The 19,739-nt window shown below is 47.4% G+C and carries 21 protein-coding genes and 1 tRNA gene; 17 read left to right on the forward strand and 5 right to left on the reverse strand.

The genetic code is table 11. The annotated features are described in order from the left end of the window. Positions 1–143 precede the first annotated feature (143 nt). The 4 genes from B5F25_RS06050 to B5F25_RS06065 form a co-directional block, all read right to left on the reverse strand. Positions 144–230, reverse strand: a tRNA-Ser gene (locus tag B5F25_RS06050). 381 nt (positions 231–611) lie between these two features. Then, positions 612–989, reverse strand: a complete 378-nt coding sequence (locus tag B5F25_RS22410; RefSeq protein WP_241148364.1) for a hypothetical protein — start codon at positions 987–989, stop codon at positions 612–614. Between the two features lie 356 nt (positions 990–1,345). After that, on the reverse strand, positions 1,346–2,671 hold the full coding sequence (locus tag B5F25_RS06060; RefSeq protein ID WP_087248251.1) for an AAA family ATPase: 1,326 nt from the start codon (positions 2,669–2,671) through the stop codon (positions 1,346–1,348). 1 nt (position 2,672) lies between these two features. Beyond that, a complete protein-coding gene (locus B5F25_RS06065) occupies positions 2,673–2,918 on the reverse strand; it encodes a helix-turn-helix transcriptional regulator (protein WP_013619296.1) in 246 nt (81 codons plus the stop codon). Positions 2,919–3,239: 321 nt separating this feature from the next. Here B5F25_RS06065 and B5F25_RS06070 point away from each other — a divergent pair, with 321 nt between their 5' ends. From B5F25_RS06070 to B5F25_RS06100, 7 genes are all read left to right on the forward strand, one after another. Next, positions 3,240–3,545 (forward strand): helix-turn-helix transcriptional regulator, encoded by a 306-nt coding sequence (locus B5F25_RS06070; protein ID WP_013619298.1) that lies wholly within the window; start codon positions 3,240–3,242, stop codon positions 3,543–3,545. 15 nt (positions 3,546–3,560) lie between these two features. Further along, the gene (locus B5F25_RS06075; protein WP_013619299.1) at positions 3,561–3,938 is read left to right on the forward strand and encodes a helix-turn-helix domain-containing protein; all 378 of its coding nucleotides are present in this window, start codon (positions 3,561–3,563) and stop codon (positions 3,936–3,938) included. Continuing rightward, positions 3,935–5,977 (forward strand): toprim domain-containing protein, encoded by a 2,043-nt coding sequence (locus B5F25_RS06080; RefSeq protein WP_087248253.1) that lies wholly within the window; start codon positions 3,935–3,937, stop codon positions 5,975–5,977. Before B5F25_RS06075 ends, B5F25_RS06080 begins: the two co-directional genes overlap by 4 nt. A 108-nt stretch (positions 5,978–6,085) precedes the next feature. Further along, a complete protein-coding gene (locus tag B5F25_RS06085; protein WP_239480707.1) occupies positions 6,086–6,292 on the forward strand; it encodes a helix-turn-helix domain-containing protein in 207 nt (68 codons plus the stop codon). 30 nt (positions 6,293–6,322) lie between these two features. Beyond that, entirely contained in the window at positions 6,323–7,225 is a 903-nt protein-coding gene (locus B5F25_RS06090; RefSeq protein WP_087248330.1) for a toprim domain-containing protein, read from the forward strand. 166 nt (positions 7,226–7,391) lie between these two features. After that, entirely contained in the window at positions 7,392–8,153 is a 762-nt protein-coding gene (locus B5F25_RS06095; RefSeq protein WP_087248332.1) for a type IV toxin-antitoxin system AbiEi family antitoxin, read from the forward strand. Next, entirely contained in the window at positions 8,146–9,069 is a 924-nt protein-coding gene (locus tag B5F25_RS06100) for a nucleotidyl transferase AbiEii/AbiGii toxin family protein (protein WP_087248257.1), read from the forward strand. Before B5F25_RS06095 ends, B5F25_RS06100 begins: the two co-directional genes overlap by 8 nt. 135 nt (positions 9,070–9,204) lie before the next feature. Here the strand turns inward: B5F25_RS06100 and B5F25_RS06105 are convergent, their stop codons facing one another. Next, complete coding sequence (locus tag B5F25_RS06105) at positions 9,205–9,723, reverse strand: hypothetical protein (protein ID WP_087248259.1); 519 nt, start codon at positions 9,721–9,723, stop codon at positions 9,205–9,207. Between the two features lie 15 nt (positions 9,724–9,738). On the opposite strand from B5F25_RS06105, the gene B5F25_RS21080 reads away from it, so the two are divergent. The 10 genes from B5F25_RS21080 (at position 9,739) to B5F25_RS06150 (ending at position 19,710) form a co-directional block, all read left to right on the forward strand. Continuing rightward, positions 9,739–9,933, forward strand: coding sequence for a hypothetical protein (locus B5F25_RS21080; protein WP_140406869.1), 195 nt, complete (start codon positions 9,739–9,741; stop codon positions 9,931–9,933). A gap of 241 nt (positions 9,934–10,174) precedes the next feature. Beyond that, positions 10,175–10,606: a hypothetical protein gene (locus B5F25_RS06110; RefSeq protein WP_087248261.1), complete on the forward strand. Its 432-nt coding sequence runs from the start codon at positions 10,175–10,177 to the stop codon at positions 10,604–10,606. Position 10,607: 1 nt separating this feature from the next. After that, a complete protein-coding gene (locus B5F25_RS06115) occupies positions 10,608–10,928 on the forward strand; it encodes a DUF4134 family protein (RefSeq protein ID WP_087248263.1) in 321 nt (106 codons plus the stop codon). A 51-nt stretch (positions 10,929–10,979) separates the two neighbouring features. After that, on the forward strand, positions 10,980–11,348 hold the full coding sequence (locus B5F25_RS06120) for a DUF4134 domain-containing protein (protein WP_041584103.1): 369 nt from the start codon (positions 10,980–10,982) through the stop codon (positions 11,346–11,348). A 3-nt stretch (positions 11,349–11,351) separates the two neighbouring features. Continuing rightward, complete coding sequence (locus tag B5F25_RS06125) at positions 11,352–11,654, forward strand: DUF4133 domain-containing protein (protein WP_041584104.1); 303 nt, start codon at positions 11,352–11,354, stop codon at positions 11,652–11,654. 104 nt (positions 11,655–11,758) lie between these two features. Further along, complete coding sequence (locus B5F25_RS06130; protein WP_087248265.1) at positions 11,759–13,273, forward strand: hypothetical protein; 1,515 nt, start codon at positions 11,759–11,761, stop codon at positions 13,271–13,273. 15 nt (positions 13,274–13,288) lie between these two features. Next, complete coding sequence (locus B5F25_RS06135; protein WP_087248267.1) at positions 13,289–16,009, forward strand: DUF87 domain-containing protein; 2,721 nt, start codon at positions 13,289–13,291, stop codon at positions 16,007–16,009. Positions 16,010–16,042: 33 nt separating this feature from the next. Continuing rightward, positions 16,043–16,393, forward strand: a complete 351-nt coding sequence (locus B5F25_RS06140) for a hypothetical protein (RefSeq protein WP_013619312.1) — start codon at positions 16,043–16,045, stop codon at positions 16,391–16,393. Between the two features lie 6 nt (positions 16,394–16,399). Beyond that, positions 16,400–18,967, forward strand: coding sequence for a hypothetical protein (locus B5F25_RS06145; RefSeq protein WP_087248269.1), 2,568 nt, complete (start codon positions 16,400–16,402; stop codon positions 18,965–18,967). After that, positions 18,964–19,710 carry a hypothetical protein gene (locus tag B5F25_RS06150; protein ID WP_206423530.1) on the forward strand — a complete coding sequence of 249 codons (747 nt, stop codon included), beginning with the start codon at positions 18,964–18,966 and terminating at the stop codon, positions 19,708–19,710. Before B5F25_RS06145 ends, B5F25_RS06150 begins: the two co-directional genes overlap by 4 nt. The last annotated feature ends 29 nt before the right edge of the window (positions 19,711–19,739 follow it).

A 19,739-nucleotide genomic window follows, 5' to 3' on the forward strand; every position in this document is an offset into this window, starting at 1 on the left:
GATATATACAACTTTCTGGTGGTGAGATTGTGATTCTAAACATTTCAAAACAACGCCACAAATCCCTCTTCCCGAACAAAAAAATAGGAACTAAGTTTTTATGCTTAATTCCTATAACTTGTTAATCTCTAAAAGATTATCAGCGGAGAGACAGGGATTCGAACCCTGGGAACAGTTACCCGTTCACCGCATTTCGAGTGCGGCCCGATCGACCACTCCGGCATCTCTCCAAAATAAAAAGCGCTTTCTGAAAAAAATCATGAAAGCGCTTCTGTTCAGCGGAGAGAGAGGGTAATGAACCTTTACCCTAACTCTCTGTATATTACGCTTTTGCGTTACACCGTATTGGCGTTTTGTAGCAATCTTGTAGCACAGCATTGAATGCTTCCTGAAGTCCATCTGACGACCTCTATCGTCACTTCTTTAGGGTACAAAAGTAGTTATTTTCGAACTAATCTCCAAATGTTTGAAAATAATTTTTTTAGGATTATTTCTGCTACACTTTTAGTGCATGGTGCAAGCCCCTTATATAAGGAGGCTTGCACCATGCACTAAGGGTGAATAAGGGAACCATTGGATGTTGTCTATATCGCTTTAACTTGCATTAAGAATTATACAGGATCCTCGTCATCCAGTGGATTCCGACAGATTGGTTCAAAATGGTTTTGTGCGTCAAAGCAAGAAGCTGCTGTGCCTGGAAACTCTTCTATAAGGGCTTTCCGTACCTCATCATGTCCTTTAAATACAGTAAACCATATAGACCAGCAACCATGCCCCTTGACTAAATCGACAATCGTATAAGCATCAATTGATCCAGCTATATATTTTTCCAGATAGATGTTTGCCAAGTTCCATTTTTCCAACCTTATCCTCCATCGATAGTCTTTCGCACTTGAATCTTTCGGTCCTTTATTTAGTCCCACAAGCTCAAGCAACGCACGGGCATTGTTCGCTGATTTTCCGCTTAAAGAAGGATTAACTTCTACCACGCCTCCTGCTTTATAGCAAAGGCTCAGAAAAGTGTTGTTGAGGTGTGGCAAGTGGCAACTTCCATACACAACGTTTTTTGTGTCTTTGTTGTCTGCTCCGTTGCAAGTTGGACAGGAAAGCAAGAAATTACTCCATGCGGTTTCAAGATGGGCATAGATATAGTTGCCATCAGCAACTTTGTATTTTTTAGGTTGGATATGTTCAACCTACAAGTCTCGTTCATCGTCATAAGCTTTTTCGCAATAAGAACATATCGTTCCCAAGTTCATGCATAAAGGGTGCTTTGCATCTTTATAATTGGGATAATTATCATTGATGCGTGGCTCATTCTCAGGATTCCATTTCTCAACAGGCCTCATAACACATTCCTTTCTGCTCTAAGAAGTGCCACATAAGCCGGGTCGTCAGAAAACAGGCTTTCTATCTCATCCAACTCTTTCTTGACCTTTAGAGCATCTGGCGTGTCTGCCTTTTCTTCCTTCACAAGCCGGTAGTATTCTTCCGCTTTTTCTACCATTTCATTGTATTTGGCACTTCTGACAGTATCCATATTCATCTCATTTATAACGATTTCCTCAATACTCCGTTTGTTCGGGTCATCAATACCCTTTACCCCGTCCAAAGTAATTACATTCTGGCTTTTCACACTTTGCACGATAAACGGCGAGTGAGTAGTCACAATAAACTGCATCATTGGAAATGCGGTCTGCAAATCCAAGAGGATGTGCTTTTGCCAATGAGGATGTAAATACAAGTCCACCTCGTCTATCATGACAATTCCCGGTGTCTTTTTTACCGCGTCTACACCTAAAAAACCATTGAGTTCAATACACCGATAGGCGATTTCTGCGACGATGTTTATCATCGACTTAAAACCGTCGCTCATCATGTCATACGTGAGCCAGTAGGGTTGTGGATCTTTTGCCATCTGTATTTCGGCAGTAAACTCATTGTTTTTCCGGTCAATCTCAATTACTTTTAATGCAGGTATGGCATCAGATAACGCATTCAGAAAGGCAATGTCAGATCCTGCAAATTCACGCCCTTTATCCAGTTCCTTATCAAATCTATAAATCCAGTCAAATGCACTTTTGAAGTCCACTTTTTCATCCAACGCACATTTATATGCCTTTTCTTCCCTCGAAGCACGTGCTTTTGTTTTTTCTGCCCCATTATAGTTGTTCTCAAGACGGGAAGCACCGAATGATATCATTAACGGTAATACCGATGTTGTTTTTGTTATGTCAGCATCACGTCGTTTCTGTTCCATATTAGCCACCATATCTTTCAATTCCCCAGCATTTTTACGAGAATTTTTGGAACCAAGTCTAAGCCATTTGATGTCCTTTTCTTGGCAGGAGTATTCCTTTGATGTGAAATTGTAGTTTCCATCAATGAAGCAAGCATTTACTTCAAAAACTGGTTTCGCCTGCTGTTTTTGAAAACTTTTAGTCAATTCACTGTATTTCCTTACGACATCGCTATCTTTCGTGTTTCTGGCACAGCCGGTGACGAGAGTCAACTCTTGCAAAAAAGCGCCCAATGCTATTTGCACGGCATGAAGTAACGTGGTCTTACCTGTTGTATTATTTCCTAAAACAACATTCATTCTTGAATCAAAAATGAAAGATCGTTCTGTAAAACCACGAAAGTTCCTTATTGTTATGTCCTTTATCCTCATATTATGAATTTTGTATGATGATTACTTTTTCAGCCCTTGAAGGAATATTGGAGACTAATAAATCCTTAACGTCTACTTGTAGCACTTCAGCTATTCTCATGAGCATCTCCAAAGATGGTTGGGATTTATTCGTACACCATTTGCTAACTGTTGTAGGGTCTTTGCCGAGCATTACGGCCAACCATTTAGCAGTACGTTTTTTTTCCGCAAGCACTACTTTTAATCTGTTTATATCTTTATCTACCATAGGATGTTGTGGATTATTATGCAAAGGTATAAAAATATATGTAACTTTGGCATAAGATATAGTAATTTTGCTGATAAATTAGCGTTTTAGTCCATTATTATGAAAGAGGAAATTAACTACAATAAAAATTATTCATCATCTGTATGAATAAGAATCCATGTAACATCCCATTCATATTCATGCAGCTGGTTCTCACTTGTATTTATTATCTTCCTACATATATATTAAACTTGCACCTGTTGAAAGGTTTGGTGCGTACTCTGCAAATGTTTGCATATTGTGCAATACAACCAATTGCAGGTGCCACTAAATTTGTAAAATATGGACAATATCGGTGCAAAACTGAAAAGGAAACGTGAAGAAAAGAACTATTCGCAAGAGTATGTGGCTGAACAACTGGATGTTTCGCCTTCGACTGTATCCAGGGTTGAGAGCGATGCAGGCAATGTAAAACTATGCATTATAGAAAAGTATTGCAAAGTGTTGGAGATGTCCATTGCTGAATTATTTGCAGGAGATGCAAGCCCCACAGCCTACACTTATTCTGTGACTATTCAGATAGGTGTACAACGCATTGAAGAGCTACAAAAATTGGAAAAAGTTCTAGTTTCCATGCAAAAGAAATAATAAAAACTTATAAATATGGAAGTTATCACAATTGACAGTGCAGCCTTTCTGAAATTGAAAGAGCAATTGGATAGAATAGAAAGCTATATTGAGCGAACTGTGGAGTTGAACAAGGATATTGACGATGCTTTGGAAATGAGCAGCAAAGATGTAATGGAGGTCTTGCGAATATCAGAATCCACCCTGTACAGGTGGAGGAAAAACGGGTTGGTAAAGTATCACTACGCTAATTCGGGTGATGTGAGATATTACTACAAATCTCTTTTCGTCGCCATAAAATGTTACCAAGTCAAGGTTCCAGCTACGCCTAAAGAAGAAGCCTTGAAAAGGCTCATGGAGTTTAAAGACAATGTGATTCTGAACGGCTATGTCACTAAAGATAAAACGAAATGATAAGCAAAGACGAGATACTTGAGAGGACTAACCGAGGGTTGGATGTATTCAAATACTATTTAGGAATGCCCTTCAAGCCCGGAAAAAACTTTAGGAATCCCCTATATGAAGATAAAAACGCTTCGTGTAACATCTATTTTGACAAGCATTCGATGATGTTTAAGATGAAAGACTTTGGCAATGAAGGCTATTCCGGAGATTGTTTTTGGTTTGTGGCTACATTGAAAGGGATGAATTTAAAGACGGACTTTGTAAGTATAATTAATCTGATAGCAAAAGACCTTCATCTGGATGTTGTTACAGATTCAAAACAATCCCTTCATCCGATAAGGCGTAATAAAGAAGCCACGATACAAATCATTGAGGTGGACGTCCCAATATATGAAATTGTAGAGAAGACCTTCACATGTTCCGAATTGGAATATTGGCAACAATACGGCATTACTAAAGTTGTTTTGGACACTTTTCATGTATCATCGGTCAATGTATTCAAAAGCGTAAACAGGAATAACGAACCTTTCAAAATCAAAAGTTCCGAAATAGACCCTGTTTTTGCATATAAGGGATTAGGGTACGTCAAGATATACCGCCCAATGAACAAGAAATACCGTTTCCTATATGGCGGAGAAATGCCAGATACCTATTGCTTTGGCTTTGAACAATTGCCCAATAAAGGTGACATCGTTTTTATTACGGGTGGTGAGAAAGATGTAATGTCTTTGTATGCGAAGGGATTCCATGCTTTGTGCTTCAATAGTGAAACAGCTACAATACCTATACAAATCATAGAAATGTTAGAGAGAAAGTTCAGGCATATCATATTCTTGTATGATTCTGACGAAACGGGTAAAAGAGAATCTTTGCGACAATGCTCAACATTATCAGGGCATAATGTCATAAGGATCGAACTGCCTTTACCCGGAACTAAAAAGGAGAAAGACATTTCAGATTTTTTCGCATCCGGCAAAACAAAATCAGACCTCCAGGCATTAATAACGGGTGCGCTTGAAAAATATTATTCAAATACACTCATGCTAATAAAATCATGTGAAATGGATTATAACAATCCCCCGCAAAATTCAAAAACTGTAGTCTCAGTCAACAATGTTCCACTTGGTACCTATGACAATCTATTATGCGTTACGGGTGGAGAAGGTACAGGCAAAAGCAATTTTATTTCAGCGATCATTGCAGGAACCCTGATAGAGGTAGACGAATATTCTGAGATTGACACATTGGGACTTGACATCACTCCGAATTTCAAGCACAAAGCAATCCTGCATTATGACACGGAACAATCAGAATACCAGCTATATAAGAATATGACAAAAACCTTGAAAAGAAGTGGTTTGTCCCATATGCCCGACAGTTATCATTCATTCTATCTTGCCTCTCTTTCCAGAAAAGAACGGTTGGATATAATAAGGGATAGTATGGATTTGTATTACCATAGGTTCGGTGGTATCCACCTTGTGGTCATTGATGGCATAGCTGATCTGATACGTTCTGCAAACGACGAAGCTGAGAGCGTCGCCATTGTAGACGAGCTTTATCGTTTAGCAGGCATCTACCGCACCTGTATTATCTGTGTGTTGCATTTTGTACCGAACGGGATCAAATTACGAGGGCATATCGGATCGGAACTCCAACGTAAGGCAGCTGCAATTATTTCCATAGAGAAAGATGATAATCCTGTTTATTCGGTAGTGAAGGCTATAAAAGTACGTGATGGAAGCCCACTGGATGTTCCTTTGTTGCAGTTCTCTTGGGATACGGATAAAGACATGCACATTTTTGCAGGAGAAAAACCCGTTGAAGATAAGGAGCGTCGTAAACGCAACGATTTAATCAATGTTGCCAAAGAAATATTCTACACAAGAAAATCCCTGTCATACAGTGAATTATCAGAATTGTTGTGTGAGATGTTGGATGTCAAAGAGCGTACATCCAAAAATTATATTCAATACATGAAATCTAATGGAATAATCAGCCAAAATACGTACAATAATTATATTGCAGGTAAACTCTGTAATATTTAAGAATTTGAAATTATGGTACAAAGCAAAAGTCATACAAATTCACCAAATTGTTCTTCTTGTTTCTTAAGATTATGTGCCATACAGTCACAGATAGACAGGTTAGAACGGATGCTTTCTTATTCAAAGGAAACCTTAAACTTTAAGGAAGCCTGCCTTTATACAGGACTTTCAAGCAGTCAATTATATAAACTGTTGAATGGAAAAGAAGTTCCTCATTATAAGCCCCATGGAAAGTTGATATTCTTTAACCGAAAAGAGCTCGACAGTTGGTTGTGCAGTAACAAAAGAAGCATTGAATTAGCGATGGAAATCTAAAATTGAACAGAAATGCCTATCATAAAGCGGATGAACATTAAATTGATCCGACAAATTCCAATTGTGGATTTTTTATTGGCAATAGGGATTTATCCGGTCAAGGTAACATCATGTTACGCATGGTACTACGCACCATACCGAGAGGACGAAGATCTGTCCTTCAAAGTAAACAAGAACCGCAATATATGGTATGACTTCGCTACAGCCAAGAGCGGCGACATTATCGACCTTGCGGTATTGGTGTACCGCACCCACAACATTCCTAAAATATTAAAAATGATTGAGCAGGCTGCTCCTGCTGCACCTCTCAGGATACGGACATTCGTTCCGCATCCGCAACAATCAGCTCCTGATAGGACGCAACTGAAAGCAACCGTATTCCAAAACCTGCGGTTGGAATTGTTGGAATCCTTACCATTGCTTTCCTACCTTTCCAAACGAGGCATAGATATGGAAATAGCCAGTCAAGAATGTTGGGAAGCGCATTACACCTGCCATGGAAATAGTTACTATGCCATTGCATTCCCCAACGAGGCGGGAGGCTATGAGATACGCAATCCCTATTATAAGGGGTGTATTGCTCCGAAAGCGGTGTCATTCATTTCCCAAGGACAAACAGACTGCGTATGCCTGTTCGAAGGGTTCATGGACTATTTGTCCTTTCTGACCTTGCGGAAACGGGAACGGTTGTCCGTACCCTGTTATGGCGCAGACCTGTTGGTGTTGAACTTGGCAAACAACTTGCCCAAGGCATTGTCACGGCTGAAAACCTACAAGCACATCTATTGCTATCTCGACAATGACGATGCCGGACGGCGTGTGGTGGACATGCTACGGGAAATCAAAGGCGATGCCGTGCATGACATGATGGAAACCTACCCGCTCTACAAAGACCTCAATGACATCCTTGTTGGTAAGAAAAAGATGCCGTAATAATACGGATTTGCTTATTACAGAGTCTGCAATTCCTTATTTATGCGAATTTGAATGAAAATATTCCGCAAGAATCACAAAGAATTGCCTTGGAATATTTGGCAGTTCGGGATGGATGCAGTATTTTTGCATGGTAAATATCGTCAAATTCATAATAAAGGCGAATATGGCAACAAAAATACAGCAAATATTGGAATCGCATCCAAATAGTTCATTGTTTTTCGGGAATTGGCTCACGAAACAGGGACTTAACTCCAAGGAGCAACATTCGTACATGAAGAGGGGTTGGCTCACTCGTATATCCAAAGGCGTTTATGCTTTGAAAGGCAAATCGCCCACATTGCTGCAAACGGTGGCGGCTTACAATTCGCAACTTGGTAAACAGTGCATCGTGGGCGCTTATACCGCTTTGGAATTAAGGGGGTATTCACATTATCTTTCCCTCGGCAAGCCTAAAGCCTACCTGTTTACCGACAAGGAAAACAAACTGCCCTTATGGATTGTTCAAGGGAATTGGGACATGGCTGTCAAGTACATGACAACCTCTTTCCTTGGAACAGACTTGAAGGCAGTCGAACCAATGGTTGTTGAAAGTAACAGTTTGCTCGTTTCTTCCCCTGAAAGGGCATTTTTGGAATGTCTTCATCTGCCGGATGCAGCTTCCTCCTTGCTGGATATGTATTACATCATGGAGAGCCTGACCACGCTTCGCCCTAAACTGGTGCAATCGTTGCTTGAATCATGCACTTCGCAAAAGGTAAAACGACTGTTTGTCTATATGGCAGAAAAAGCGGCCCACCCTTGGTTCAAGGCTCTAAAACTTGATTCTGTAACATTGAGCACATCACGATATATGATAGTGCCCACTGGAAAATACATCGCAAAATATAATATGACCATACCCAAAGAACTTGCTGAATATGAATAGAAACAACGCCAATACACAGATATACGCTCAGAAAGTGGAACTTCTGTTGCGACTGATGCCAATTGTCATGGAAGAGGGCGTATTTGCCGTGCATGGTGGCACTGCCATCAACCTATTTCTTAAGAACTTACCTCGCTATTCGGTTGATATAGACCTGACATATATTCCATTAGCAGACAGAAACCAAAGTTTGGAAGACATCAACCTGCACTTGAAATCCATCAAAGAGAAAGCCGAAAAGGCTTTCAAAGGGATGCACATCGTGCCTAAGTACGACATCTGCAAACTACTTTGCGAATACCGGGGCAAACAAGTCAAGGTGGAGGTGAACCAGACCAAGAGAGGCCTTGTCGGTGGCGAAGCATTAACCATGCCACTGAGCGACAAGGCACAAGAGGAGTTCGGACTCTACTGCGAGGCTGACATAGTTCCACTGACACAGCTATACGGCGGGAAGATTGCGGCGGCTCTTTCCCGGCAACATCCCCGTGACCTGTTTGATGTGAAATATATGGATTTGCCGATGGCAGATTGCAGGGAAGGACTTATCTTTAACTTGCTTGGCAGCGACCGTCCTATCCATGAATCGTTTTCCCCGCGGCTTATAGACCAACGTGAGGCAATGGTAAACCAATTTGATGGCATGACGGACATTCCTTTCACATACGAGGAATTTGAGGGAACAAGGACTAAACTGATAACCGAAGTCAACCGGTTGATGACTGATGATGACAAGAGATTTTTGGTCAGTTTCGAACTTGGCGAACCGAAATGGAATGGGTATGAGTTTGAATACTTCAAAGATTACCCGTCTGTTAAATGGAAACTTGTTAATCTTGCTAAGTTGGCAAAACAGAATCCCCAAAAATTGAAAGACGAAGCGGCAAAACTTGAAGCACTTCTTGTTGTAGAGTAGTTTATCAGCAAGCTGCTTATAACAGGTTAGACAAATAATAAAAGGTATAAGCAAGCTTTGGCTTGCCAATTATCGCAAGGAAGGACAACCGCCCTATCACATAGGGGAACGGCTGTCCTTCCTTGTTTTCAGTCCTTATGCCGGTTTACGCCACCTGACTATCCAACCGTAGACATCGGCAACGTATGGATAGAGTGAGCGTGTGAGCTTGCGGAAGCCTTTCTCGTCAATTTCAAGGTTGTAAATCCTTTCGGCTATACGTTCAGCATCCTCCCGGCTTTTCGCCACCCGGTAAAGCGCATAGTTGGTGCCGTCGTGGTGCGTCATGCGCCCGCGGATGTTGTAACAATCGCCGTACCATTCGCTGTCTATGTAAGAGCTGTGCAAGATGTCGGCAACGTTGCTGCCCAAAATCTGGTATCCCTGCCTGCGGCCACGCCACAGACCCAGGTCGCCAAAGGCGATTATCACGCCGTCCACCTGCACATTGAGGTTCATGCGTTCGTCATCGAGCCACCTGCACACTTCCTCGCCCCATTCTTCATCGCTCACCGTGTAACCGTCATCTTCCAAATATTCACGCTGGCAGTCTTGGTAATACTCCCGTGCCTCGTCGTCCATAAAGCTGTCGTTTGACCAAATAATCTGTTTCATCGTTTTGATAATTTAATGTTAGACTTCTTGTTCCTTCCCTGCCGTCGGGCTTTTACCCGTCCAAAGGGACTTGTTTTTACGTGCAAGAGCCAAGGCGGGAAGGAGGGAACGAATGCAAGGAGGAAGCTGGCCGCCCTCCCGGAACTGCGCCTTGCAGCTTCCCGACCGCCTTACCTTCGCACAGGAAAAACAACAGCCGTGGACGGCTAATACGCTTCGTTGCCCATAGAAGATTTACTTCGTTGGTCAGGCAAGTATAACTGAACAGGCGTAGTAAGTATAACTGTCTTTAGCAAGGTTGTCAAAGTATGATTGAAAGTATGATTTCTCCGCACGAAGAAAAATCAAGTTAAAACAGCACAGTATTTCAGTCAGAGGTTTCACAAGACGGCTTTTCCATTATTCTTTTGCAGGCAAAACGAGATTGTAAACCTATAAACCAGACAAAGCAATGAGTCCATTTATGATATTTGCCTTTGTGCTGACAATAGCCTACGCTATCTATTATGCGGTGGTCATTGCCAAGGACTTGCAGGGCAAAAAAGGACGCACCAACTCTACCGAGGAGGTGTTTGACTTGGAAGGCATGGAGGAAGAGGAATCCGTGCAAGTCAGCGAATCAGGTGACAGCTTCCATGTGGGCAGTTCAGGAGATACGTCGGCCGACCCGATAGAAAGTGAGGAAGAAGATGCTGCCGGGCAGCCGACCGAAGAGCCACGGAGTGCAGCCGAAGAAAAAGCGGACCGCATCCAGTCGGCCCTGTATGAAGCCGAGATAACGAGCGAGAACGGCGTGACCGCTCCTGAACTCCACGAATTGTTGGAGGGCAGGCGGGAGACCCTGTTCAAAACCCCAATGAAGATAACAAGAAATGAGTTGTAAGATGCGCAGGTGGACAGGCTTGTTGTTTGGCGTGTGCACGGCCTTACCCGTCTCGGCCAAATGCGGTGGCGTGGATTATAGCTGGGGTGCTGACGCATTGGCTCTTATGCATGATTACGTGGTGACCATGATGCTGTATGTGCTCTACCTGCTCTACGCCATTGCCGCCATCGTCGCCATCTATGCCAGCCTGCAAATCTACATCAAAATGAATACGAGGGAGGAAGGCATCACGAGGGAGATAATGATGGTAGTCGGTGCTTGCCTGTTCATCATCGGCGCATCCATCGTGTTCCCGGCGTTCTTCGGCTACCGGGTATGACAGGAAGAAACGAGACAATTCACATAGTGTTTAATTTTTAAGGTAAAAAGAATGTTTAAAGGAAAAATCAGAAAGTGGATGAAGGGACTTTGCCCTTCCGGGAGATTGAAAATGCTCTCTCTCATGCTGCTAGCAGGCACCACAGCAGCACTCGCCCAGAACGCCGCCGGCGACTATACGGCGGGCACCACCGCCCTCGGCACGGTGACGACCGAAATCGCCAAGTACGTGCCTTACGTGGTGAAGCTGTGTTACGCCATCGCCGGTGTCGTGGCCATCGTGGGAGCCATCAGCGTGTACATCAAGATGAACAACGAGGAGCAGGACGTCAAGAAGTCCATCATGATGATCGTGGGAGCTTGTATTTTCCTTGTGGCTGCGGCACAGGCACTCCCGTTGTTCTTCGGCATCACCAGCTAAGCCATGCCCGGAATGCACGGTGACACCCGTCCTTTGGAATACCCCATGTTCAAGGGGCTGCAACGGCCTCTTGAATTCATGGGGATTCAGGGAAGGTACATCTACTGGGCGGCAGGGGCCATCGGTGGTGCCATTGTCGGCTTCATCGTGGCTTACTGCCTCTCCGGTTTCCTTGCCGGGCTGATAGTCTTGGTGGCCGCACTTGGCTGCGGCGCGGCACTCATCCTGCTCAAACAGCGCAAGGGGCTTCACAGCAAGAAGAACGACAAAGGTGTGTTTGTCTATGCCCGCTCCAAAGGGCTGTAAACGCCCATGCCAAGATTAAAGCGGCCTTGATGCGGGATATGATATTACTCCATAAAAACAGCAAATACGGAAATGATTAAATAACCATACAAAACAACGAACGGATGCAAGTCTTTCTAATGATATGTATCGGGCTGCTGCTCGCCTCCTGCGGCGGAGAGAGGCAACCCAAGCCCACGGTTGCCGCCATCGAATCGGGCGAGAAAACACGCATGGAGTGGCAAAAAGCCCGCAAACCAATTAAAGTCTGCATTGAGGGTATGGAGGCAACAACCCCTGCATGGCCCCACCTTGGCGTATATATGGACGTAAGCACTACCATACCCGAAGAAAGGCAGGCATTAGCAGGAGCGATGTTCACCCGGAAGGGAGACGTGTATGTGTCGGCAAACCGTCATGCACTCACTTCCGACACGACGGCGACCGTCAGCGTTTGCTATCCTTTCCGAAAAGGACTAGGAACAAACGATACTCTCCGCCTGATCGCCCCGTTCGATGAAAACCTTTATGGAGTGGAAACCAGCCGCATCATCGGGACTACCATCCAACCGACATTCAGGCTGCAAAGTTCCATGGCATTGCTACGCATCGTCTGTGAGGGCGATGACCTGCGTGACCGGTTGGACGGCATCACCCTCATCGGGGATGACATCTATACTGAAGGTGGCTATCAGCCTTACACAGGCAGATGGCTCGATAAAAAAGCCAACGGCAGCCTACAAGCAGGAAGTACGGACTGCCTGCTGAACAACGGCAGGAAGCATGACCTTTACCTGATTCCGACCGAAACCGCCTGCTCCGTTACTATCATTATCCGCATCAACGGCAAAGACCATGTGTTGCGTACCATGTTGCCACCATTAACGGCAGGAAGCATGACGCACCTCTCCATCCGCAAAGGCAACGAGGGCGTGGCCATCAACAGCAGTTGGGTAGAGCCGGAGCGTAGCCTGGCATATAAATTCCGGATGATGCCGGTTGATTCCGTGCAAACGGGGCATTACCTGCAAAGGGACGGAACGATACAGGCGAAGCGTGACACTCTTTCCATGGGCGTGGTCATGGAAACGGACGGCAAGCACGGCAAGGCGGTTGCCTTATCTGATTGTCCGGGATCGTTCGTATTCTCCGGAAACGGCGTTTCAAGCGGCAGGCGATTCCCGACCATTGACGGGAAACGAAAAGAAGGCATTGTCAATCCGACCACCGGCATCGGCGAGGATGACAAGGTCATCTACAAGCCAGGAATGCCCTATTCGAGCGATTGCGCCTTGGGCTATACTGATGGGGCAACCCTCACGCAAGGACTGGTGGAAGCCGATGGACAAACCAAGCGAAATTCTCCTTTGGGCAGGCGAACCATGCTGCAAGAGACGGCACGGCATCCCGGCGGTTATGTGCCCTCACTCGGTGAATTGGCCAAGCTCTATTACCTGCTGGAATGTGCCAAGCCCTCCACGCTGAAAGGCCTGATACCCCCCTTGCAAGGCGAATACCTCACTTGCTCCGAAAGTGACAAGGACACCTTTTATCTGATGGACTTCTCCCACGGCATCGTGACCGGAAGGTTATCTAAGCGGTATACCCAGGCGAAACTACGACTTTTCTACCTATTCTAAAATGAAGAAGACCCCATGACACTATACGTACTATTGACATTCACGGCACTTTTGGCGGGCATGGCCATCTCCGTCCGGGCATTCGGCACGGGCTGCAAGCGCAAACGTATATTTCGGGAAATCTATTTCTCCATTGAGGACGTAGACGGCATCGGCATTCTCTACACCAAGACCGGGGAATATTCCGCCATCCTGCGCATCGAAAATCCGGTGCAGAAGTTCTCCGCTGACATCGACAGTTACTATGAATATACCCGTTTATTCACCGCCCTTGCCCAGACACTCGGCGAGGGCTATGCCCTGCACAAGCAGGACATCTTCACGAGGCAGGGCTTCGAGGAAACAGGTAATGGCAGGCACGAGTTCCTGAGCGAATCCTATTTCCGCTATTTCAAGGGCAGGCAGTACACCGACAACCGCACCTACCTGACCGTGACGCAGGAGAACCGCAAGGGCAACCTGTTCTCCTATGATGACAAACGGTGGAAGGACTTCCTGGTGAAGATACGCAAGGTGAAAGACCAGTTGCGCGACGCAGGCATCCGTACCCAGTTCCTGGACAAGGCAGAAGCAAGTACTTACGTTGACCACTACTTCACGATGGACTTCTTGGGCAAGCCCGTGGCGATGGACAGCTTCAAGGCGGGCGAGGAATGCGTGGAGATGGGCGGCAGGAAATGCAAGGTGTTTTCCATCGTCGATGTGGACAGCGCAGGATTGCCCTCGCTGGTACGCCCGTTCACCAACATCGAGGTAAACAACACCGAGATGCCCGTGGACTTGGTGTCGATGATAGACAGCATACCCGACGCACGGACGGTGGTTTACAACCAGATGATTTTCATGCCCGGCCAGAAAAAGGAGCTTGCCGCACTGGAAAAGAAGAAGAACCGCCATGCCAGCATCCCCAATCCATCGAACCTGATGGCCGTGGAGGACATCAAGCGCGTGCAGGACGTGGTGGCGAGGGAGAGCAAGCAGCTTGTCTATATGCACTACAACCTCATGGTGTGCTGTGACAAGGGTACCGACCTGCAAAAGCCCACCAACTACTTGGAGAACAGCTTCGGCAGGCTCGGCATCCACATCAGCAAGCGGGCGTACAACCAGCTGGAACTGTTCGTGGCTTCGTTTCCCGGCAACTGTTACGGCATGAGTCCGGACTACGACCGCTTCCTCACCCTCGGCGATGCAGCCGCCTGCCTGATGTACAAGGAACGCATCCAGCACAGCGAGGACACCCCGCTGAAGATATACTACACAGACCGGCAAGGCGTGCCCGTGCCCATCGACATTACTGGCAAGGAAGGTCGCAATAAGCTGACAGACAACTCCAACTTCTTTTGTCTGGGGCCAAGCGGAAGCGGCAAGTCGTTCCACATGAACAGCATGGTGCGCCAGCTGCACGAACAAAACACGGACGTGGTGATGGTCGATACGGGTAACTCCTACGAGGGACTGTGCGAATACCTGAACGGCAAGTACATCAGTTATACGGAGGAGAAGCCTATCACCATGAACCCTTTCCGCATCAATCGCCAAGAACTGAATGTGGAAAAGACCGGTTTCCTGAAAAACCTTGTGCTCCTGATATGGAAAGGCTCCCAGGGCACGGTCAGCAAGACGGAGGACAGGCTCATCGACCAAGTAATCACCGAATACTATGACGTTTATTTCAACGGTTTTGACGGCTTCACCCCTCCCCAGCGGGAAGACCTGCGCAAGAGCCTGCTGGTGGACGACCGCAACAACTCTCGTGATGGCAGGGATACGGAAGAGGAACGGCTGGCCCGCATCGAAAGGGAGATCGACGAGATAGAACGCCGCCGTAAGGAGCTGAAGGTGGAGGGTCTTTCGTTCAACACGTTCTATGAATACTCCGTGCAGCGCATTCCCGACATCTGCCACGAGAACAACCTTGCGGGTATCGACCTCTCCACCTACCGCTACATGATGAAGGACTTTTACCGAGGCGGCAACCACGAAAAGACGCTGAACGAGGAAATGGACGGCACCCTGTTCGATGAAACTTTCATTGTCTTCGAAATCGATGCGATAAAAGATGACCCGCTGCTTTTCCCCATCGTGACGCTCATCATCATGGACGTATTTCTGCAAAAAATGCGCCTGAAAAAGAACCGCAAAGTCTTGGTGATTGAGGAAGCGTGGAAAGCCATCGCCTCTCCGCTGATGGCCGAGTACATCAAGTTCATGTACAAGACCGCCCGCAAGTTCTGGGCAAGCGTTGGCGTGGTGACGCAGGAGATACAGGACATCATCGGGTCGGAAATCGTGAAGGAGGCCATCATCAACAACTCCGATGTGGTGATGCTGCTCGACCAAAGCAAGTTCCGGGAGCGGTTCGACGGCATTAAGGCGATACTCGGCCTGACCGATGTGGAGTGCAAGAAGATATTCACCATCAACCGCTTGGAAAACAAGGAGGGTCGCTCGTTCTTCCGGGAGGTGTTCATACGTCGTGGCACGGCCAGCGAGGTGTACGGCGTGGAAGAACCGAGGGAATGCTACATGACCTACACTACGGAGCGGGCTGAAAAGGAAGCCCTGAAACTTTACAAGCGGGAATTGGGATGCAGCCATCAGGAGGCCATTGAAGCCTATTGCCGTGATTGGCAACTTTCGGGCATCGACAAGTCCTTGGCGTTCGCCCAGGAGGTGAACAAGGCAGGCCGTGTGCTGCATCTGGAACGGAACCGTCGGAAAACCATTCAGTAATCACACAATAATCATCTACAAATAATCGACATTATGGAAGCAGAAAAATTCATCCACGACTTTTGGAAGGCCAACGAGATCAGCAACTTCTCGAAAGAGGCCACCGTGTTGTTCTTCTACCTCATTTATGTGTGGGAGAACGAGAAGAAACCTGACGTGTTCTATGTGCATCCTGCCAGCCTGCTGTGCAAAGTAAGGGGATTCAGCGTAAAGGGAGTGTTGACTGCCAGTGAGGAATTGCAGGAACGCGGCTACATCACCTACAAAGCCCCTGACCAGCAATGGTGTTCTGGGGAGTATTCGCTTTGCCTTGACCGGGACATGAAAACAGGGAAGAATGAAAATCCGGGCAACAACCCGAACAATACAAACATCAAGCCCTGATAATCTATGAAAAGACTTCTTGTCCTATTGGTATGCGCCTGTGCTTCCGTCCTTTTGGCGGAAGCACAGTACGTGCGTGTCAACTACGACAAGAAGACTGTGGCGGCAATGGCGGCGGCCTATGCCACGGAAACGGCCACGGAAGCCTATTATACCGAGCAGGTGAAGGGCATACTCGACAAGTATAGTGCTGCGGAAGTGGCTGCGGCGGGTATCTTCCTGTCAAAATACCTCGACCGTAAGGCATTGACGGAACTGGGCATTTGGAGCGACGGTACGGAGAACTACTATTACCGCCGCATCTATAACCTCGTAAGTGCGAAGATTATGCCGAAAATCTGGACGGTGGCAGGCCAGATGCTCCATTCCCCTCAGACAGCCCTGTACTGGGGCAGTTACCTGATGAAAGTCTGCGCCGAGGTAAAGGCCCTCTGTATGCAATTTGAATCGGTGGTGACGAACGGCACATTGTCGTTCCGGGACGTAGTGTTCCTGGAAATCGCCCCGCAGTTTGCCCCATTGTTCAAACTGTCGGAAAGCGGCGGCATCGACTGGGATGCCTTCTTCGACGATCTGGGCAATATCCGGCACAATTTCACCAAGGAAAACCTGAAAACGGACATTGACAACCTGTATAACATGGGGGTGGGACTGGCTCAGGCCGGGGCGGACAATTTTTCGGATGCCATTCTGGGCGGGAGCAGTTTTCATGACCTGCTGAACGGGAAGATAAGCGACATTGCACGAGTGGCCGGGAATGCTTACGACCTGTACGGACAAATGGAACATTCCGTGGGCAATACGCTGCTCTCGATGGTCGGAGGACCGGAGGGAGTGGCCAACCTGTTCCAGGCCAGCAACTACAACCTGACTTCGTGGATAAGCGACTACCTGAAAGAAGCGGCCGGGCAATACTACACCCAACGGTTGTACATTTACCGCAGGGATGCCGGCACGGAAACCCTGTGCGACTACACGCCGCCCACGGACGACAACAGCATAATTTACGGCGGAGAGTGGACGCGCTTCAACACTTCCGATGCCGGATTCTATCCTAACAACGCACAGACCGAGCAGATACTCAGCAATTCGGAACGGTATGCCGGCTGGTCGAGGGCGCAGGTGGAGCAGATGAACCGGGCGAATGACGGCTATACCTACGGCATCAGCTATTATCGCTCCGCTTACAACATCAACCGGGGCAGCAAACTGATACAGAAGGCATACGCTTACAGCATAAAAGTAACCAGAAGCTGGAACCACGAGGAAGTGGTGTATGAAGACGTGTTCGATTCCTACAAGATGGATTTGAATACCTTCAAGGCGCAACTTAACGCCCGATTGTCGGAGTTCAACGACAACGAGGAGGGCCATGTGTATGTTATCGGCTACGATGCCAAGCACTATTACCAGGCCACGGACGAAGCTAGGCTACAAGGTTGCGAGAGCGTGATCGTCAGCGTGACCTGCCATGACGGGGTGACATTGGGCAGCGGAAGCACCCAATACAAGTGCCGCACCTGCGGCGGTAGTCTGAACAGCCACTCCAAGGACTGCGCCATGCAGACTACCGTGTCCGGGGATGACGAACTGGATTTGTCCGGTCTGGACGAACTGGAAAACGAATACAATGCGGAAGCGGCGGCCTTGCAGTCGCAGATAGATGCCTTGGAAGCCGAGAACGCCGAGTTGGTGAAACAAATCGCATCGGCCACGGTGGAAGAAGCAGCCTCCTTGCGGCAACAGTACAACCGCAACAAAGATGAAATCACCCGGCTGGAATCCGACCTGTCCTCTATCCGGAAGAAGCAGGAGGAGCTGGCGCAAGCCAAGGAGGAAGCGGCGGCGGAGAACGACGTGCCTACGGACGACTATTACCGCATCCCGGCCATCATGCAGGAGTGCAAGAACGCTTATAGCCTGACGTGGCAGGGTGACGGCTGGTGGAGCGGCTACAGTTACCTGCGGGAAGCCACCGCCCCGAACATCAACGGAACCATCACCTTCAAGGCAACCCTTTCCATTGCCCGCAAGCCCAAGTATTTCCTCGGCATCAAGATACACCGTGCCATCATGCAGATAAACTGGGAACTGACGGCGGAGTATTCGGACACGGAAGTGGTGGACATCATCGAACTTGACCCTGCCATGAGCGAGTCAGAAAAGGCGACATTGGTCAATGGCCGCCTGTCGGAAATTGCGCATCAATACCCTTCGTGCGAAATCACCACGGAATATGTGAAATCGGAACCGGTGGAGGAAGACACGACCACGGACACCTACCACCTGCTGTGGGCATCCGACCGGCTGGAAATCGCCCGTCAGGTGGAAGCCCGGCTGACAAACATCTACGCCGACCTCGTTGCCTTGGAGAAGATGATGAACTACAAGCTCGGCATCATTGACGTGCTGAAGGACGTCACGCCTTTTGTCAACGAGGAGCGGGGACGCAGGCTTACTCTGGTAGAGGAATGCCGACGCAGATGGTTGCGTGGCGCGGCGAACAGCCTGCACTCGGTGGATTACAACGGGAAATACGAGGAAACGGATGAAAATAGGGGGGAAACGGAATGAAGCTGGCTATAAGAAATATCAGGCATATCATCCTTCTGATGATGGTGACGGCGTTTTCGTTGGAGATGTCGGCACAATGGAACTTTGACATCGTTTCAGTGGAAGCCTATATAAATGACCACAAACAACAGCGAAGCCTGTTACTGGCCCGTTCGACACTGGAACTGAGCAACCAACTCCTGCACGAATACAGCAGCGAAGCGGCGGTGGACTTCAAGGAACTGAACGTGGATTTGGACAAGTACACAAGGGCTTTTGATGTCATTGACATCCTCTACCAGTCGCTGCGTACCTCGCTCAACGTGTATTCCACCTACAATAGCGTGAGCGACCGAGTCGGGGACTACAAGGATTTACTAAATGACTATTATACAAAAGTGGTGGAGCGGAACAGGATGGAACTGCATGACACACTGATTATCGGCATCAGCCTAAGGTGCGTGGAAAGGATTGCGGAAGACGGCAAGCAACTCTACCGCTCGATGAGCGACTTGGTATTGTATGCCACCGGTGCGGCGGCTTGCTCCACCTCGGACTTGCTGCTGGTATTGGAAAGCATCAACCAAGGACTGGACAACATCGAGCGGCATTTGAACAAAGCCTACTTTGAAATATGGCGGTATATCCAACTCCGCATGGGGTATTGGAAAGAAAGCATTTATCTGGCCAAGGACAAGTCGCAGATAGCGAACGAGGCTTTCCGGCGGTGGAGGGATTCCGGGCTGAATCCGTATAACCGATGAAAGGGAATGGAGGCATGGAAACGAAAAAC

Source organism: Bacteroides sp. An19 (assembly GCF_002160215.1).
Lineage (GTDB): Bacteria > Bacteroidota > Bacteroidia > Bacteroidales > Bacteroidaceae > Phocaeicola > Phocaeicola intestinalis.

Coding starts and splice junctions, on each gene's coding strand:
- B5F25_RS06060 (WP_087248251.1), bottom strand. CDS start 2,671: ATGAGGATAAAGGACATAACAATAAGGAACTTTCGTGGTTTTACAGAA.
- B5F25_RS06065 (WP_013619296.1), bottom strand. CDS start 2,918: ATGGTAGATAAAGATATAAACAGATTAAAAGTAGTGCTTGCGGAAAAA.
- B5F25_RS06070 (WP_013619298.1), top strand. CDS start 3,240: ATGGACAATATCGGTGCAAAACTGAAAAGGAAACGTGAAGAAAAGAAC.
- B5F25_RS06075 (WP_013619299.1), top strand. CDS start 3,561: ATGGAAGTTATCACAATTGACAGTGCAGCCTTTCTGAAATTGAAAGAG.
- B5F25_RS06080 (WP_087248253.1), top strand. CDS start 3,935: ATGATAAGCAAAGACGAGATACTTGAGAGGACTAACCGAGGGTTGGAT.
- B5F25_RS06085 (WP_239480707.1), top strand. CDS start 6,086: ATGCTTTCTTATTCAAAGGAAACCTTAAACTTTAAGGAAGCCTGCCTT.
- B5F25_RS06090 (WP_087248330.1), top strand. CDS start 6,323: ATGAACATTAAATTGATCCGACAAATTCCAATTGTGGATTTTTTATTG.
- B5F25_RS06095 (WP_087248332.1), top strand. CDS start 7,392: ATGGCAACAAAAATACAGCAAATATTGGAATCGCATCCAAATAGTTCA.
- B5F25_RS06100 (WP_087248257.1), top strand. CDS start 8,146: ATGAATAGAAACAACGCCAATACACAGATATACGCTCAGAAAGTGGAA.
- B5F25_RS06105 (WP_087248259.1), bottom strand. CDS start 9,723: ATGAAACAGATTATTTGGTCAAACGACAGCTTTATGGACGACGAGGCA.
- B5F25_RS21080 (WP_140406869.1), top strand. CDS start 9,739: ATGTTAGACTTCTTGTTCCTTCCCTGCCGTCGGGCTTTTACCCGTCCA.
- B5F25_RS06110 (WP_087248261.1), top strand. CDS start 10,175: ATGAGTCCATTTATGATATTTGCCTTTGTGCTGACAATAGCCTACGCT.
- B5F25_RS06115 (WP_087248263.1), top strand. CDS start 10,608: ATGCGCAGGTGGACAGGCTTGTTGTTTGGCGTGTGCACGGCCTTACCC.
- B5F25_RS06120 (WP_041584103.1), top strand. CDS start 10,980: ATGTTTAAAGGAAAAATCAGAAAGTGGATGAAGGGACTTTGCCCTTCC.
- B5F25_RS06125 (WP_041584104.1), top strand. CDS start 11,352: ATGCCCGGAATGCACGGTGACACCCGTCCTTTGGAATACCCCATGTTC.
- B5F25_RS06130 (WP_087248265.1), top strand. CDS start 11,759: ATGCAAGTCTTTCTAATGATATGTATCGGGCTGCTGCTCGCCTCCTGC.
- B5F25_RS06135 (WP_087248267.1), top strand. CDS start 13,289: ATGACACTATACGTACTATTGACATTCACGGCACTTTTGGCGGGCATG.
- B5F25_RS06140 (WP_013619312.1), top strand. CDS start 16,043: ATGGAAGCAGAAAAATTCATCCACGACTTTTGGAAGGCCAACGAGATC.
- B5F25_RS06145 (WP_087248269.1), top strand. CDS start 16,400: ATGAAAAGACTTCTTGTCCTATTGGTATGCGCCTGTGCTTCCGTCCTT.
- B5F25_RS06150 (WP_206423530.1), top strand. CDS start 18,964: ATGAAGCTGGCTATAAGAAATATCAGGCATATCATCCTTCTGATGATG.